Here is a 16,559-nt window from a genome sequence, read left to right on the forward strand (position 1 = left end):
GCCATGATCAAGCATGGCGCGAAATGACCGAGGGCATACGCAGGCGGCGCAAGGAGGCGCGTCCCGGCGAGATCGTCGACGCGGCGCGCGACGAGTTTGTCGCCAGGGGATTCAGCGAGGCGCGGATCGACGATATCGCAGCGCGCGCGGGCGTGTCTAAAGGGCTGGTCTATGTCTATTTTCCGTCGAAGGAGGCACTGTTCGAAGCGGTAATCCGATCGACGGTGTTGCCGATCGTCGATCAGGCGGCCGCACTGATCGCGGCTGACACGCAGACTCCGGCGCCAGACCAACTCCGCATGGCGATCGGCACCTTCTATCGTGAACTGGTCGGCACCGATCGCCGCCGGCTGATCCACATGATCATCGCCGAAGGGCCACGTTTCCCGGAAATGGCGCGCTTCTATCACGCCGAGGTGCTCAGCAAGGGTAAGGCGGCCTTGCGTGTGCTGATCGAACGCGGCATCGCACGCGGTGAGTTCAGGGCAGGGGCACTTGCCGGCTATCCGGAAATCCTGATTGGCCCGGCATTGATCGCTGCGGTGTGGAAGATGTTGTTCGAGCCTTATGAGCCGATTGATCTCGACGCCTACATGGATGCGCATATCGATACGATGCTGAGGGCTCTGGCGGCCTGAGCCAGCTTTCGGGATGAGTCCGGCGTTGAATGGATCTCCGGCGTTCCTGTTTCCCGCCGGGCGCTTTAGGCTGCCCGGCAAATGGGGAGATTCGCATGAAACGTCGTACGTTTATCGCCGGAATGCCGGCCTCCGCGGTCGCGCTGTCGTTGGACGGTAGCGCTGTTGCGCAGCCGGCCGCCATCGCCGCTCAGCCTGGATTCCAGCCGCGGGGTGCCGAAGACTATGCGCGACCCGACGTTCATGCCGGCGACCGGCCGGTCGGCGCCAGTTTCGCGTCGCGATCGACGGTCTATGGCCGCTCAGGCGCGGCGGGCTCCTCCCATCCGCTCGCCACGCTTGCGGCGATCGAGATATTGAAGAAGGGCGGTTCGGCGGTCGACGCGGCGATCGCGATGAATGCGTGTCTCGGTTTCCTCGAGCCCACGGCCTGCGGGATCGGTGGCGACGTCTTTGCGATGCTTTGGGATCCCGCGCAGAAGAAGGTCGTCGGCATCGCCGGATCGGGCCGGTCGCCGCAGTCGCTCAGCCTGGAAACCGCACGCTCGCGCGCCAGGGATGGCGCCTTGCCGGCCTATGGCGCGGTGACGGTATCGGTGCCCGGCGCGGTCGATGGCTGGTGGACGCTGCACCAGCGCTATGGGAAGCTCAAATGGGCCGAATTGTTCGAGCCGGCGATCGCGTATGCCAGCGAGGGCGTGCCCGTGCCCGAGGTCGTCAGTCATTATATGCGGCGCGGCATGGCCAATTTCGTCAAGCCGGGGCGCGGTATCGAGGAAGTCGAGAATGCGAAGAAGACCTTCGGCACAGGGCCTGGGGTGGGGGAGATATTCCGCAATCCCGATCTCGCGCGCACCTATCGCCTGATCGCTCAGGGCGGCCGCGACGAATTCTACCAGGGGGCGATCGCCGGCACGATCGACGCCTATTTCAAGCGGATCGGCGGCTGGCTGTCCAAGGCCGATCTTGCTGCGCACAAGGCTGAATGGTCCGATCCCTATGCGACCGATTATCGTGGCGTCACCGTCCATGCGCTAGGCGCCAACACCCAGGGCATCGCCACCTTGCAGATGCTCAACATGATCGAGCATTTCGACATGCGTGGCGCCGGCTTCCAGTCCGCGCGCTCGATCCATATCCAGGCGGAGGCCAAGCGTTTGGCCTATGAGGACCGTGCCCGTTATTATGCCGACCCGAATTTCTCCAAGGTGCCGGGCGAATGGCTGGTGTCGAAGGACTATGCCGCCGAGCGCGTGAAGCTGATCGACCCTGGCCGGATCAATTCCAAGGTCGATCCCGGCACTGCGCCGAGCCGTGGCGACACCACGTATTTCACCGTGGCGGATGCGTCGGGCATGATGGTGTCGATGATCCAATCCAATTTCCGGGGCATGGGATCGGGGCTCGTCGCCGATGGGCTGGGCTTCATGTTCCAGGATCGCGGGCAGCTTTTCTCATTGCAGCCGGGGCATCCCAACATCTACGCGCCGGGCAAGCGGCCGTTCCAGACGATCATTCCCGGCTTCGTGACCAAGGGGGATGCGCCTTGGCTGTCCTTCGGTGTGATGGGTGGCGACATGCAGCCCCAGGGCCAGACCCAGATCATCGTCAATCGCGTCGATTATGGGCTGGACGCGCAGGCGGCGGGGGACTCGCCCCGCTGGCATCATGAGGGGTCGTCGCAGAGCATGGGCGAGGATTTGCCGGGGCTTGGCCCAAAAGGAATCCTGCGCCTCGAAAGCGGCGTGCCGGATGCCACGCGCAAGGCGCTGGTCGCCATGGGCTGGGTGATGGCCGAGTCCGATGGCGGCTTCGGCCGTTATCAATGTGTCGAGCATCGCATGAGCGGCAACGAGCGCGTCTATGCTGCCGCCAGCGAGATGCGGGCCGACGGCCTGGCGCTCGCCTATTGAGGCTGGCCTGTTCCGGCCAGGCGGACGACATGCACGACTGGCCCGCTGCTCGATCCTGAAACGGGCTCAAACTCCGCGACGATATCGCCATCGCGGATCAGCCGCTTATATTGTTCGAATTCGGGCCTGAAATGCGGATCTGCGCGATAGCGGTCGTAATGGCTGAGTATCGCATAGTCGGCCCGGCAGGTGGGCAGCAGCGCGGGATCGACATGGCCGAGATCGACCAGCGGCTTGCTGGCACGCAACCCCTCGACCTTCGAATAGCGGATGCGACCGCCAAGCGCGGCGCGCACGTCCACGCAGCCCGCGCTGCCGAGGGGAAACAGGAAGCGCCAGGGACCATTGGTCAGGTCGAAGGCGGCGTCCTCGATCAATATGCTGCTGCCGGCCGGCACATGGTCGCGCACCCAGGCCGATGCCATCTGCCGCGTGTCGTGGGTGCGTTCGCGCGTCTCGATCAGCGCGGTGTGGGTCATCGGTATCGCCAGCAGCAGCACCGCCGCGGCTTCGATCCAGGGTATCGGCCGCGCCATGCGCCGGCGCAGCCAGTCGGCCAGCCCGCATAGCGCGAACGCGGCGAGCAGCGTCAGGAAGGGCAGCAGCGGAACCAGCCAGCGTTCCCATCGCAGCGCCTGCATGCAGATGATCGCGAGGAACAGCAGGAATCCGGGCGCGACGGCGAAGGCGATCAGGCGGTTCCGCCAAGCCGCGAAGACCGCCCCGGCCGCTACCAGCGCCAGCCCGACCGGTCCCATCGAGGTCAGCAGCGGATGCATGACATACCAGGCGAGGTTGGCGAAGAACCCGCCGCCAGTGGCGCCGGGATGTTCCGGCCGTGCTTCGCCGGCGAGGTTGCGTAGCACCGTCGGATAATCGAACAGCAGATAGGGGGAGGCGATCACCAGTGCCGCAGCCGCCGTCAGGCCGAACAGGGCCAGAAATCCCGCCTGCCTGGCCGCATCGCTGCGGTCTTGCGCCATGCGCCACAGCCCGGCGCAGGCCGGCGAGAGTGCGATCACCGCGCCGGGCCATTTGGTCGCGGTGGCGAGGCCCACGCAAATCCCGGCGAGCAGATAGGCGCGCCGTCTGCCAGTCTTTGCGATATCGATCGCGCAGAGCGCGCAGAGCAGCATGAACAGGCTCGCCTGCATGTCGGTGCGGATGATCTGCGAATATTCGATATGGACGGCGTTGACCGCGAGCAGCGCCGCTGCAGACAGCCCCAGCCGCTCGCCGCCCAGCTTCCGGCCGATGCGATAGGTCAGATAGACACAACCAATCGCGCAGGCGGCGATGAAGAGCCTGCCGGGCAGGAAGGCGATGCCCGGATCGACATAGAGCGCGGCGGCGACGGCGTCGGCATCGGCGAAGCGCCCGGTGGCGAGCCCGATCCCGCCGACACCCAGGCAGATCAGCGCCAGGCAATAGAGCGTCGTCGTGCCCGGATGGCCGAACCAGCCCGGATTGAAGCTCTGGTTCCTGAGCATCTCGAACGCCGTCATCATGAACAGGGGCTCGTCCGGGTCATTGAGCGCGGGCAGGCCGAAACCGATGCCGTGCAGCCGCAAGGCCGTCGCGACGCTCAGGATCATCAGCAACAGCAGGGGCGCGGTGGCGATGCGGAGACCGGCGATCTTCATGCTTGCGCTCCGTTGCGGGCCGGGCGTGCCGACTCCGTCATGGTCGATGTGGCCCGTTGGTCCCTGATGCAGGAGTTGCAATGCGTACCGTGATATTGGCCGGCGGCCTGGGAAGCCGGCTGGGTGAAGAAACAGCCGTCCGGCCGAAGCCGATGGTCGAGGTCGGGGGAATGCCGATCCTGTGGCATATCATGAAGATCTATTCGGCCGCCGGATTCAACGATTTCGTGATCTGCCTTGGCTACAAGGGATATCTGATCAAGGAATATTTCGCGAACTACTTCCTGCACACCGCCGACGTCACCATCGACCTGCGCGGCGGTAACGGCATGGAAATCCATCATACCCGCAGTGAACCCTGGCGCATCACCCTGGTCGAAACGGGGCCGTCGACGATGACGGGAGGCCGGCTGGCCGCGATCCGCCCGTATCTGGAGCCGGGTGAGCCCTTCTGCTTCACCTATGGGGATGGCGTTGCTGATATCGATATCGCCGATCTGGTTAAATTTCATAAATCGCATGGGCTCCGCGCCACGATCACCTCGGTTTCGCCGCCCGGACGCTTCGGTGCGCTCGAGTTCGACGCGGGACGTGTCGTCGATTTCCGCGAAAAGCCGGCCGGTGACGGCGGCCAGATCAATGGCGGCTTCTTCGTCGCCGACCCATCGGTGCTCGATCTTGTCGACGGGCCGCAGACGGTGTGGGAGGCCGAACCGCTCGAACGGCTTGCACGCGGCGGAGAATTGATGGGGTATCGTCATGACGGCTTCTGGCAGCCGATGGATACGCTGCGCGACAAGCTGTATCTCGACGATCTCTGGAACAGCGGGAACGCGCCGTGGAAGCGCTGGTGAGCGGCATGGGCGATTGGCAAGGCCGCCGCGTATTGGTGACAGGAGATACCGGGTTCAAGGGGAGCTGGCTCAGCCTGTGGCTGCACGCGCTGGGCGCGAAGGTGACGGGTTTCGCGCTTCCGCCGCCGACGCGCCCCAGCCTGTTCGAAGCCGCGAGAATCCGGGAACTGGTCGACCACGTCGAAGGTGACGTCCGCGACGCGGCTGCCGTTCGCAAAGTGGTGGAGGACGCGCGACCGGAAGTGATCTTCCACCTCGCCGCGCAGCCGTTGGTGCGGCTGTCCTATGAGGAACCGGTCGAGACCTATGCCACCAACGTCATGGGAACGGTGCATCTTCTGGAAGCCGCGCGAATGGTGCCAGGCGTCGCGGCGGTGGTCTGCGTGACCAGCGACAAATGCTATGAGAACCGCGAATGGATCTGGCCCTATCGCGAGAATGATCCGATGGGCGGGCACGATCCGTACAGCAGTTCCAAGGGCTGCGCGGAACTCGTCGTTGCCGCGTACCGTAACTCCTTCTTCAAGGGTTCTGGTCCGGGAGTGGCGTCGGTGCGTGCCGGCAATGTCATCGGCGGCGGCGACTGGGCGGCCGATCGTCTGTTGCCCGATCTGGTTCGCGCCTTCGAAGCAGGTGTACCCCCGTTGATCCGCTCGCCCGACGCTGTCAGGCCCTGGCAGCATGTGCTGGAGGCGCTGGGCGGCTATCTGCTGATCGCCGACCGACTGATGGGCGGTGAGGCGCAATTCGGCGATGCCTGGAATTTCGGGCCTGCCGACGATGATGCGCGGCCTGTATCCTGGATCGTCGAGCGGATGCGTGCCGCCTGGGGCGATGGCGCGGGCGATCCTCTCGCCGATATCGGTCCGCGTCCGCACGAGGCGGGGCTGTTGCGTCTCGACTGTTCGAAAGCGCGCGCGGCGCTGGGCTGGCGCCCCGCGCTGACGCTCGAACGCGCGCTCGACTGGATCGTGACGTGGCACAAGGCGACGGGTGCGGGCGAGGATGCCCGTGCGATCACACTCTCTCAGATCGCGGATTATGCCGCAGTCTCCAGGCTTTTCGAGGTTCGTGCGGCCGCCGCCTGACCGGGGGCGGTCGCCACGGTGATGATGTTGCCGAGCCTCAGGCCGATGGCCCGGCTCGGCAGCGGCACGCGATCGAGTTTCAGCCCAACCGTCCAGGCCGCCTGACGCGCGAGGAAGTCGATCGGGAAATGGTTGACGCTGCGCTCGACCGCGATGTCGGCATAGCCGGCCCGCGTCAGCAGATTTGCCATGACATCCGGATTGTAGAGTTCGGGATGTTGCAGGCAAAAAGGCGGCCAGCGCACGCCCATCACCGTCCTGAGCAGTGATTTCTCGTTGTGCGTCACGATCATCAGCGTGCCGCCGGGGCGCAGTTTCGCGCGGAGCTGCTCCAGCATGGCCAGCGGATCGAGAAGATGGTCGAGCACATGGACCATCACTGCCAGTCCGATCGATCCGTCGGGCACCGCCGACAGATCGTCCATGTCGGTGAGGAGTGTCGTCGGCTGCCCTGCCGTCGCTGCGCGCAGCGTGTCGTGGATCGCGCGATTGGGTTCGAACAGCCAGAAATGGCCGAAATCGCCATGCTGCGCGGCTTCGGCGACGATATGGCCGATATCGGGGCCGATCTCCAGATAGCCGCCGCGCGACGATCCCTGGCGCGCGGCGCGTTCGAAATAGCCGCGCTGCGTGGCGGCGACTGCATCGCTCGACACCGCGTCCATGTTGGGCGCCATCTGCGCATAGAGATCGGCGAGTTGCGGCCCGTCGAAGAAGACCGGGGCATAAAGCAGCCCGCAATCGGCACAGCGATGATAGGAGAAGAAGAGTTTCTTCTTGAACAGGCCCGACCAGAAGGGGCGGAGCGTGTCCAGCGTCATCGTCTCGGCGCGTTCCTCGCTGCGCACTTCCTCGTGCGCGGTGGTCGCGCCGCAGATCGGGCAGGGGCGCCGCATGAAATCGGTTCGGGTCATGTATGGTCGCCTGTCGGTCTGGTCGTTGGCCGGAACGTGACGCGGCTGTGCCAGAAATAGCTGCCGACGATCAGGATGAGGGTGAAGCCGAGTTGTGCGACAATGGGCGGCAGGCCTCCGGCCTCGACCAGCAGCGGCAGTGCGAGCCAGTTCGCGGCATAGTTGATCAGGTAGAAACCGGAGAATGTGCCGAACTCACGTGCGACATTGCCGCGCGTTCGAAACACGCCCAGCTTGTAGGTGGCGAAGGCGAAGCAAAGGCTGACCGCCTGAGCGATGCCCAGCGCGATCATGTAGTGCGTGTGCAGCGTCGGCACGCTCCACAGCAGCAGCGGATAGATCGCCAGGCCGAAGGCGGTGTTCGCCGCCCCCGCGATCACGAAGCGCAGCGGGCGCTGACCGCCTCGGGTGAGGGTGTCGCGCAGGGTCATGCGTCGTCCAGGAGATCGATCGCCATATTCTCGCGCAACACCTCGCGCGGCAGGAAGGGCGAGAGGTCTTCGAGCGCAGGGGAGGTGATGCGTCCGTCGGGATGTTGCTTGGCGCCAAGCTTGGGCGCGAAGGCGATATGTTCGTCGACGACGATTTCGCACACAGCCGGGCCGTCCTCGGCGAGCGTCGCGGCGATGGCGGCGGTCAGTTCATCCTGCGTTTCGGCGCGGTGATAGGCGAAGCCGAAGGCGTGGGCGACCTTGCCGAAATCGGGGAAGGTCACGTTGCTCTTAGGACCGCCGCCCACTTCGACGCCGTTGAAGAAGTTGCGGTGCGTCTGGAAGATCGAGACATAGCCGTTGTTGTTGATGAGGAACACCTTCACCGGCAGACCGTAACCCGCGATCGTCTGCATCTCCTGCAGGTTCATCATGATGCTGCCGTCGCCCGCGATGCAGATGACGCGTTGGCGATTGCCTGTCGCCGCGCAGACGCCGATCGCGGCGGGCAGGTCGTAGCCCATCGTCGCGCAGCCGGAATTGGTCCAAAGCCGCTGCCCGCGCTTGATCTCCGCGACCTGGAAGCTGACGACGCAGGCGCTGCCATTGCCGGTGACGATGATGTCGTCCTCGTCCAGTGCACCGAACAGCGCATCCATCGCGGCATAGGGATGAAGGGCAGGGCCGTGGTTGCGATATTCGGGAAGAACGGTCGGAAAGCGCCGCACGCGTTCGCGCGCCCAGCCTAGCCACTCGGTTTGCGCCGAAGTCGGACCGTCATGCCTGGCGGCCAGCAGAGCGGGGATCAGGTGCGCGAGATCGGCGACCACCGGCATGTCCGGGGAGACATTGGGTTTTTGCAGTTCGAGCGGATCGATATCGACCCAGATCTTGTAAGCCTCGCGCGCGAAGCTTGACCAGTTGTAGCTTACCTGGCGGATGTTGAGGCGGCTCCCGAGGATCAGCAGCAGATCTGCGCTTTGCGTCACCATATTGCCGCCGCGATCACCGACCGTGCCGGGGCGGCCGGTATAGAGCGGGTGATCGTTCCACAGCGTGTCGTGCGCGTTCCAGCCGGTGACGACAGGCACGCCCAATTTCTCGATCAGGCGCAGGAAATCGGCATGGGCGCCGCTTAGCCGGACGCCCGCGCCCGCGAACACCACCGGGCGTTCCGCTCGCCGCAGCTTTTCCAGGATCGCCTCTGCCGTCGCGGAAAGGTCGGTCTGCTTCCAGGGCTCGTCCAGTTCGGCGGGATCGAAGCCGGGCAACAGGTCGTCGGGATCGATCTTCGCGGCCTGCACGTCGAGCGGGATGTCCAGCCAGCAGGGGCCGGGGCGGCCGCTCGTTGCCAGATATAGCGCCTTTTCAAGATGATAGCGGATCGATCGCGGATCGGTGACCATCACCGCATATTTGGTGATCGGGCGCACCAGTTCCTCGATATCGAGTTCCTGGTCGCCATATTGGCGCAACGGCAGGCCCGTCGATCGCACCGTCGTCTCGATCTTCACCTGGCCCGAAATCACGAGCATGCCGATTGAATCGACATAGGCGCCATAAACGCCGGTGATCGCGTTGGTGCCGCCAGGGCCCGAGGTGACGTTGACCACGGGCAGGCGGTTGGTCAGCCGGTAATAGGCCTCCGCCGCCATCGCCAATGCCTGTTCGTGATGGGTGAAGACCGTTTCCAGCCCCTCGTGCGTGCCGAGCGAATGATTGAGGTGCATCGCGCCGCCGCCCGTGAGCATGAAGACATGGCGCACGCCATGCTCCGCCAGCCGGTCCGCCACCCAGGCGGAAAGCTTCATTGTCTTGGTCATGATTTCCATCCATTCCAGATCGCCGTGCGGCGGATCGCTTCATCGAGGTCGACCGTCGGCGCGACGCCGAGCTCGCGGCGGATCAGCGCGGTCGAGGGCACATAGCGGCCGGCATTCCAGCCCGGATCGGGCTTGCCGAGGATTTCGACGCCGCCGCCGCCGAGCAGCGCGTCGATGCGGTGCGCAAGGTCGGCGATCGAGATCGCGTCTTCTGATCCCATATTATAGGCGGCGCCCGGCTGGCCCGCGATCAGCAGCGTCCAGAGCCAGGCGGTCAGGTCGGCGGCGTAAAGATAGGACCGCACCGCCCGCCCGTCGCCCTCGATCACCAGCTTGCGGCCGGCGAGTGCGTCGCGGACGAAGTTGCCGGCAGCGAAATGGATGTCGAGCGACAGCAGCGGTCCAAGCAACGCGAAGATGCGGGCGTTGACCACATCCAGGCCGAACTGCTTGCCGTAGATGGCACAACGCATCTCCGCGGCGCGCTTGCCCTCGCCATAGGCGGAGCGCGGGTCGCGGGGGTCGGGGCCGCCCATCCAGTCCTCGCCGACATGGGTGAGATCCCAAGGCTGGACGCCATAGACCGCGCCGGAGCTCAGGAAGAGCAGCCGGGCATTGTTTTCAACCGCCAGGTCGAGTGCGGAACGCGTGCCCGAAACGATGGTGTCGAACATGCGGCGCGGATCGTCTCGATTGAGCGCGGCGCTGGCGTCGGTCGCTGCGTGGATGACGTGGGTGAAGGGCCCCTTTGCCGACCGATGATCGAGCACGTCGCCGGCGAGCATTCTGAAGTGGTTAGCAAGGTGTGGGGCCTTGGTGGCGAAGGCGGCGGGGTCGCGGCTGAGGATGACGAGATCGATGCCGAGGCCCAGGCGTTGATCGGCATCGCGTAGCGCCTCGAGCATCCAGCGGCCGATGAAACCGGTTCCGCCGGTCATGAAGATGCGCGCGCCCGCCAGGCGCGGCCAGAGTGGAGCCAATGTGGCATAGATGGCGTCTAGATCGCGTTCGATAATCATGCGGTCACCGGTGCGAGGCCGAGCGAGGGGCGTTCCGAGCGATGCGCGCGGATCACACGGGCGAGACTGTCGAGCGCGAGCGCCCAGAGCAGAAGCACGATCAGGCCGGGGCGGACGAAATGGCCGATCGCCAGGCCGAAGCTGGCTGTGACCGGCCGTTCGCCCAGCCAAGAGTTCGCGGACACGTCGAGGATCGTCGACAAAGGCCAGTCCGCGGCGATGCACAGCAGATAGGCGCAGACGATCGCGATGATGGGGCCGGGGCCGCGCCAGCGCTCCATGAACACCAGGAACAGCAGGAAGGTCTGGGTGTAGCCGCCGGGCGACTGGGTGACGAGATAGGCGGCGAGCATCAGGATGGAGATCCGGTGAAGCGGTAGCGCGCGCGGCTGGAGCCAGGCGCCGGCCAGGCAGAGCAGGGTGAGTGCCTGGCTGGCGCGGATGATGATCGGCACGATCGTCTCGATCGCCTCCACCGTGCGCGACGGCACGAAGCTGAGGATCGGGATCTGCGACATGCGAACCTGCAGCAGCGGTGCATAGCTGGTTGAATAGTGGACTTCGTTCCACACCTGCCCGCCCTGGAAGATCACCCAGTTCGCGGTGTTCGATGCGAGTTCCATTGGCGAGCCGGCGCCGACGATCGCCAGCGTGACCAGATACAGCGCGATGGTGACGATGCCTGCGACCTCGAGCAGGCGCCATTGCCGCTTCACCGCCAGCGCGAGCACGGGCAGCAGCAGATAGGGCTTGAAGTTGATCGTCATCGCCATCGAGACGGCGCGCCAGCGGCGGGACCGGGTGATGCGGCCGTGTGCGATCACGAAGAAGGCGAAGGCGACGAGGATCAGATTGCCGCGCTCCAGCGTGAAGAGCAGCGGCAGGCCCAGAGCGAAAGCAACGGTACGAAGCGGGGCGGTGCGGGGATCGGTGCGGCGCAGGCTGATCCAGACCAGGACGATGTCGATCAGATAGAAGGCGATGATGGCGCCGCGCGCGAACCAGTCGCAATCGCGTGCATAGAAGGGCGACTGGAGATAGCATCCGGGCATGCTGAACATGTCGAGAAAGACGAAGGAGAGCGGCGGATAGATGGTCCGCCACACGCCATAGGCGCCCGGATGGTTCGCCCAATAGGCGGTGTTGAACCAGTCCATGAAGGTGTCGTTGGTATCGAAGACGAAGGGTTGCGGCAGGAAACCGCGATCGAGGAAGAGCGATGCGGTCCAGCAGACACTTGCCACCACCGCGATCGCCAGCGCGACCTCCGGCAGCAATGCGATCAGTCTTGCCGGATGGCGACGCATGGTCACGGTCGCGCCGCCGCGACCGGCTGGACGATGGTGCGCGTGGCGGGGCGCCCGCGCCCCTTCGGGAAGTTCAGCCGTTCCTCTTCGATCACCAGCGGCACGTTGCGCGTCCGTTCGGCCAGCATGCGAACCTGTTCGCCGATCAGGCCGAGGAAGAGCAGCAGTACCGCGAACATGCCGAAGGCGGTGGCGAAGCCGAGCAGTGGCCAGGCTGGACCACCGAATATCGCTGCGCCGATTGTGCCGGCGAGCAACAGCAGCGCGGCCGCGCCCGCGTAGAGCGACAGCAGGATCGGCATGCGCAGCAGCGACTTGGCGGAACCCGCCAGGCCGGACAGCGCGAAGGAGGCGAGCGTGGCGAGATTGTTCTTGGTCTCGCCCGCCGCGCGCGGTGGCCGGTCGAACGGCACCACGGCGAGACGGAAGCCGCTTTCGATCACCATGCCGCGGAAAAAGGGCTCGGGCTCGTTCCAGGCGGCGAGCGTGTCGACGACGGCTCGATCGAACAGTCCGAAGCCGGTCGCGCCGGGCACGATCGGATAATCGGCAAAGCGCCGCAACAGGCTGTAACCCCAGCGACGCGCAGTGGTCAGCAGGACGGATGCCGGTTCCGATCGGCGCTGTCCCAGCACCACCTGCGCGCCAGCGCGCCATTGGCGGACCATGTCGCCGATCAGCGCGGGCGGATCCTGGAAATCGGCGCACATGCCGATCACCGCCGCCCCCTCCGCCTGATAGATGGCATAGGTGGGCGACCGCATCTGGCCGTAATTGCGGTTATTGAAGATCGCGCGGATGCGCGGATCCGCTGCGCATAGCGCGCGCATCAGGTCGCGCGTGCGATCGGTCGACCCATTGTCGATCAGGATGATCTCGTGCGAGCGCGCATGGATATCGGCTTCCGCCGTGACGGCGGCGCAGATCGCGCGGACATTCTCCTCCTCATTATAGCAGGGAATGACGATGGAGAGTTCAGGCGTGTCCGCCGCCGGGGGGGCGGCTCCGGTCATTGTCCCGCATCCGCCTGCGTTCGCCGACGAAACAGCGCGATGCCGGTCGACGGCGCATAGACCTCGGTGAAGAAGGCGCCGACCAGTAGGAGCAACAACAGCGCCACGGCGGGCACGTTGTAATGGCGGCCGGCATCGAGATGCGGCGCTTCGACCACTTGCACGTCCGATGCGGTTTCCGCTGCGAGCGTCTCGACCGCGACTTCCTCCGACGAGCGCGCATAAACTTCGTAGAGCGCCTGGGCGAAACGATAGTCGCGATAGCGATCGAGATATTCGCCCGAAATCTCCGACAATCCAGCGACGTTGGGGCCGGCGGCGCCTGGGCCGGGCTGTACGGTACGCGAAATCTGCGCGCGCAGCGAGGCGACTTCGGACTGGACCGCCTGAAGCTGCGGATTCTCTGCACCCTGGAAGCGCTGGAGCGTCTGGAGCTCGACGAGCTTGGCCTGGAGCCGTGCCTCAAGTCCGGTGCGCAGCGCCAGCGCGGACCCGAGCTGCGCTTCGGGTTCGGCCAGATTGTTGCGCCGGCGGAAGGCGTTGAGTGCCGCCTCTGCCTTCACCACGCGGTCTCCGGCTTCCTCGAACCGTTCGAGCACGATCTGGCGCTTGCGCGCGATCCGGTCGCGGCCCAGCGCGATGATCCGGTCGCTGATCGCGCCGACATAGGCCTTGGTCAGCGCCTGCGAGCGTTCGGCATCATGTGTGCGCGTCTCGATCTCGATCATTCCGCCGGTCAGCGAATGGATATCGACCTTACGCGCCAGGGCGATGCGCGCATCGGTTGCGGTCGCATAATCGGCGGATGGCCCCACCAGCTTGAGCCGACGGATGACGTCGTCGGTCACTTCGGCGCTGCGGCCGACCGCCAGATAGAAATCGATAGGCTGTTTCGCGCCGCCGAACAGCGAGGCGAAGCTCTGCAACTGCCCGCCGACCGCATTGAGCATCGATCCCAGCCCGACGCTGTTATTGTCCTGCGGCGTCACCTTGGCGCGCGAGACATAGGGCTGCGGGAACACGCACAGCAAAGCGAGCAGCAGCGCGAGCGCACCATAGCCGATGCGGCGGCGGCGATCGTCGGCGACCAGATCAGCCGCCGAGCGCCAGAGCTGAAGGGGGCGGCTCATTCCGCGAGCGTCTTGATGGTGGCGGCGCCGGCGAGCCCGCCGAACAGGCTGCCGGTGATATCGCGCACGCGCGCCCAGAATTCACCGCGATCGGCGTCGATCGGTACGAAGACGAGATCGCCGGGCAGCGCGCGCTCACTCATCGCGCGGCGGCCATGCGGCGCGAGCACGGTGCCATTGGCGCGCACGATGAAGATCTCGCTCTTGTCGCCCAGTTTCTGCACGCCGCCCGCCGCGCGCACGAAGTCGCCGATGGTCGCGCCCTGGCGATAGGCGAAGGAGGCCGGGCTTGGCACCGCGCCGAACACGCCCACCGTCACCGGCCGCGCCGGCACATAGATGGAATCGTTGTTCTCCAGCACGAGATCCTCGGGCAGGGTGGCGGCGGTCACCGGCAGGTCGAAGACCAGCCGTCCATCGGGTTCGCGTTCGCGGAGCTGATCGACGACCGATCGGACGAGCGCCAGATTGGCGGGATTGCTGAGCTGAGCACGGTTGACCGAAGTGACGGGCTGCGCGGTCAGCAGCAGTTCGAGATCGCGGATCGCGCGATCGAAGCTGACGCGCTGCTGCTGCTTCACGCTCTCGCGCGTGATGACGCTGGCGTAGGGGTAGGCATCCCGCGTGAGGCCACCGGCCTGACCGACGACATCCGCCAGTTTCGTGCCAGGGGTGAAATAATAGCGGCCGGGCTTGGCGACTTCGCCGCTGATGGTGACGAGCACCGATTGCTGCTGGAGCGGGCGGGCGATGCCGACATTGGAGAGCACGCGGACGATGTCGCCGCGGCTGGCGTGGCGTTTGCCCGCTTCTTCGGCAGAGAGTTGTTGCCAGCCAGCGTCACGCTGGCCGAGCGAATCCAGCACCATCAGGCGGCTGCTGTCGGCGACGGTGTTGATGCCGCCGGCATAGAGCACGGCATCGTTCAGCGTCTCGCCGGCGCCGACCTCGAAGATCGCCTCGCGATTGACGCTGCCGATCACCGCGATCTGCGCGCCGGCGGGCGCCACATAGATGACGTCGCCGTTCTGGAGCGCGGCGTCTCCGCTCTTGTCGCCCTTCAGCAGCAGATCGTAGAGATCGAAGTCCGAGACGAGCTTGCCGTTCCGGCGCAACTGGATCGAGCGGAAGCTGCCGCCCGCCGACGGGCCGCCTGCCGCGAGCACCGCGTTGACCAGGGTGGAGAGGCTGCTGACCGTATAGGAGCCGGGGGTGGCGGCGAAGCCAGTGACATAGACGGTGATGCCGCGCAGCCGCCCGACCGTGACCTCCAGATCGAAACCGCGATATTGGCGTGAGACCTGGCGCGCGATGACACCCTGCACATCGCCATAGCGCACGCCGCCGACGGTGATAGCGCCGACGCGGGGCACGAAGATACGGCCCTCGCTGTCGATGATCAGGCGCAGATTCGAGGCCTGCACCGATCCGGTGAGCCCGAGCACCAGTTCGTCGCCGGGATTGAGACGGTAATCGGCGGGCAGGCTGGTCGTCGGCGGCGCGGTGAAATCGCGCGCATCGGGCACGAGCAATTCGGCGCCGAAACGGCGCAGAGGCTTGCCGACGATATCGGAAACGAAAACCTCGTACTCGCTCGGCGGCGCGGGCGGGCGGGGCGGCTTCTGTTTTGCATCGGCCGGGCCGGCGACCGGCGGATCGGCGGCGTCGCGCGACGGCGGAGACGCCTGGCCGTCGATGATCGCAGGCTGAAAGCTCGGGCTTTGATCGACCGGGGGCAAGGCCACCTGGCCGGCCGCCGCGCTGCGTCCGCTGGATGCAGCGCCGCCGCCCGCCTGTTGCGCGCCGCTTGCGACGGGGGAGGCGAATTGCGCGGTGGTGCCGGCCGGCAGCAGCAGCGCCGCGCAGGCGCCGCCGATCAGCAGGCGATGCCGGATAGAGGTTGTGATCGGGATCATGCCGCGCGCTGTTCCAGTTGATTGAGACCGAGTTCTGCGCCCAGCAGCACATCGGCCGCGCGCGCCCACAGGCTTGGATTGGAGGCCGCGAGCAGCCCCGCCTTGCCGTCGCCGACGCGGTAGGTGCTGCCGTCCCAGCGGGTGGCATGGCCGCCCGCTTCGGTGAGGAAGAGCACGCCCGCCGCATGATCCCAGGGCAGGGTACGCTGGAAGAGTGCGACGTCATTCTGACCGAGGCAGAGCCTGGGATAATGTTCGGCAGCACAGCGCGGGATCGGCACCAGATCGAGCCGGCGTGCAGCACGGGCGTGGATATGCGCGCGCAGATCCGGGCTCATGAACTGGGTCGCCAGCGCCGCGATCGGCCGGTTGCGTCCGGTCGGACGTGCACGGACAAGCACGTCGTTGCAGCGGGCGCCGGCGCCGCGTTGCGCGACGCACATCCTGCCGTTCACCGGATCATAGAGCCAGCCGGCGACGGGCACTCCATCCTCGATCAGGGCGACCATCAAGCCGAAGGGGTCGCGCCCCGCCGCGAAATTGGCGGTGCCGTCCAGCGGATCGATCAGCCAGACCCGGCCTTCGCCGACGCCGCGCAGCAGACCGGGATTTTCCGCCACGGCCTCCTCACCCACGATCCGCGCGTCGAGCCCGAGCGCGTCGAGCCCGTCATAGAGGCGCAATTCGGCCTCCCGATCGGCGCGGGTCACGATCTCGCCGGGCGATTTTTCGACGATGTCTTCGGAGGCGAGCATGCGGAAACGCGGCATGATCACGGTTGCGGCGACGTCGCGCAGCAGCGCCGGCACGCGATCGTGCAGGATGGAGAAGGGCAAGGGCGGGCTCACGGCAGGATTTCGAAAGGCTGGC

14 protein-coding genes are annotated in these 16,559 nt (G+C 65.9%); 4 read left to right on the forward strand and 10 right to left on the reverse strand.

Going from position 1 to position 16,559, the window contains the following annotated elements:
• Positions 1–23 precede the first annotated feature (23 nt).
• Both ACODTA_RS00405 and ACODTA_RS00410 read left to right on the forward strand, forming a co-directional pair.
• Complete coding sequence (locus tag ACODTA_RS00405) at positions 24–638, forward strand: TetR/AcrR family transcriptional regulator (protein ID WP_489063700.1); 615 nt, start codon at positions 24–26, stop codon at positions 636–638.
• A gap of 95 nt (positions 639–733) precedes the next feature.
• Entirely contained in the window at positions 734–2,551 is a 1,818-nt protein-coding gene (locus ACODTA_RS00410) for a gamma-glutamyltransferase family protein (protein ID WP_489063701.1), read from the forward strand.
• On the opposite strand, the gene ACODTA_RS00415 is transcribed toward ACODTA_RS00410, so the two are convergent.
• Positions 2,545–4,194, reverse strand: a complete 1,650-nt coding sequence (locus ACODTA_RS00415) for an ArnT family glycosyltransferase (protein ID WP_489063703.1) — start codon at positions 4,192–4,194, stop codon at positions 2,545–2,547. The two genes, ACODTA_RS00410 and ACODTA_RS00415, sit on opposite strands and share 7 nt — an antisense overlap.
• 80 nt (positions 4,195–4,274) lie before the next feature.
• Here ACODTA_RS00415 and rfbF point away from each other — a divergent pair, with 80 nt between their 5' ends.
• Complete coding sequence (gene rfbF, locus ACODTA_RS00420; protein ID WP_489063704.1) at positions 4,275–5,048, forward strand: glucose-1-phosphate cytidylyltransferase; 774 nt, start codon at positions 4,275–4,277, stop codon at positions 5,046–5,048.
• Positions 5,033–6,136 carry a CDP-glucose 4,6-dehydratase gene (gene rfbG, locus ACODTA_RS00425; protein ID WP_489063706.1) on the forward strand — a complete coding sequence of 368 codons (1,104 nt, stop codon included), beginning with the start codon at positions 5,033–5,035 and terminating at the stop codon, positions 6,134–6,136. The genes rfbF and rfbG overlap by 16 nt, the downstream gene beginning before the upstream one ends.
• On the opposite strand, the gene ACODTA_RS00430 is transcribed toward rfbG, so the two are convergent.
• From ACODTA_RS00430 to ACODTA_RS00470, 9 genes are read right to left on the reverse strand one after another with little or no spacing between them, the layout of a single operon-like run.
• Positions 6,088–7,050, reverse strand: coding sequence for a class I SAM-dependent methyltransferase (locus ACODTA_RS00430; RefSeq protein ID WP_489063707.1), 963 nt, complete (start codon positions 7,048–7,050; stop codon positions 6,088–6,090). The genes rfbG and ACODTA_RS00430 overlap by 49 nt on opposite strands.
• Positions 7,047–7,481: a GtrA family protein gene (locus tag ACODTA_RS00435; RefSeq protein ID WP_489063709.1), complete on the reverse strand. Its 435-nt coding sequence runs from the start codon at positions 7,479–7,481 to the stop codon at positions 7,047–7,049. The genes ACODTA_RS00430 and ACODTA_RS00435 overlap by 4 nt, the downstream gene beginning before the upstream one ends.
• A complete protein-coding gene (locus ACODTA_RS00440) occupies positions 7,478–9,304 on the reverse strand; it encodes a thiamine pyrophosphate-binding protein (protein WP_489063710.1) in 1,827 nt (608 codons plus the stop codon). Before ACODTA_RS00440 ends, ACODTA_RS00435 begins: the two co-directional genes overlap by 4 nt.
• A complete protein-coding gene (locus tag ACODTA_RS00445) occupies positions 9,301–10,323 on the reverse strand; it encodes an NAD-dependent epimerase/dehydratase family protein (protein ID WP_489063711.1) in 1,023 nt (340 codons plus the stop codon). The genes ACODTA_RS00440 and ACODTA_RS00445 overlap by 4 nt, the downstream gene beginning before the upstream one ends.
• Positions 10,320–11,630, reverse strand: a complete 1,311-nt coding sequence (locus ACODTA_RS00450) for a hypothetical protein (RefSeq protein WP_489065372.1) — start codon at positions 11,628–11,630, stop codon at positions 10,320–10,322. Before ACODTA_RS00450 ends, ACODTA_RS00445 begins: the two co-directional genes overlap by 4 nt.
• Before the next feature lie 2 nt (positions 11,631–11,632).
• The gene (locus tag ACODTA_RS00455; RefSeq protein WP_489063713.1) at positions 11,633–12,643 is read right to left on the reverse strand and encodes a glycosyltransferase family 2 protein; all 1,011 of its coding nucleotides are present in this window, start codon (positions 12,641–12,643) and stop codon (positions 11,633–11,635) included.
• A complete protein-coding gene (locus ACODTA_RS00460; RefSeq protein WP_489063714.1) occupies positions 12,640–13,773 on the reverse strand; it encodes a capsule biosynthesis protein in 1,134 nt (377 codons plus the stop codon). Before ACODTA_RS00460 ends, ACODTA_RS00455 begins: the two co-directional genes overlap by 4 nt.
• Positions 13,770–15,689, reverse strand: a complete 1,920-nt coding sequence (locus tag ACODTA_RS00465; protein WP_489063715.1) for a polysaccharide biosynthesis/export family protein — start codon at positions 15,687–15,689, stop codon at positions 13,770–13,772. The genes ACODTA_RS00460 and ACODTA_RS00465 overlap by 4 nt, the downstream gene beginning before the upstream one ends.
• On the reverse strand, positions 15,686–16,537 hold the full coding sequence (locus tag ACODTA_RS00470; protein ID WP_489063717.1) for an inositol monophosphatase family protein: 852 nt from the start codon (positions 16,535–16,537) through the stop codon (positions 15,686–15,688). The genes ACODTA_RS00465 and ACODTA_RS00470 overlap by 4 nt, the downstream gene beginning before the upstream one ends.
• Positions 16,538–16,559 lie beyond the last annotated feature (22 nt).

Source organism: Sphingomonas sp. FG14, from assembly GCF_057809675.1.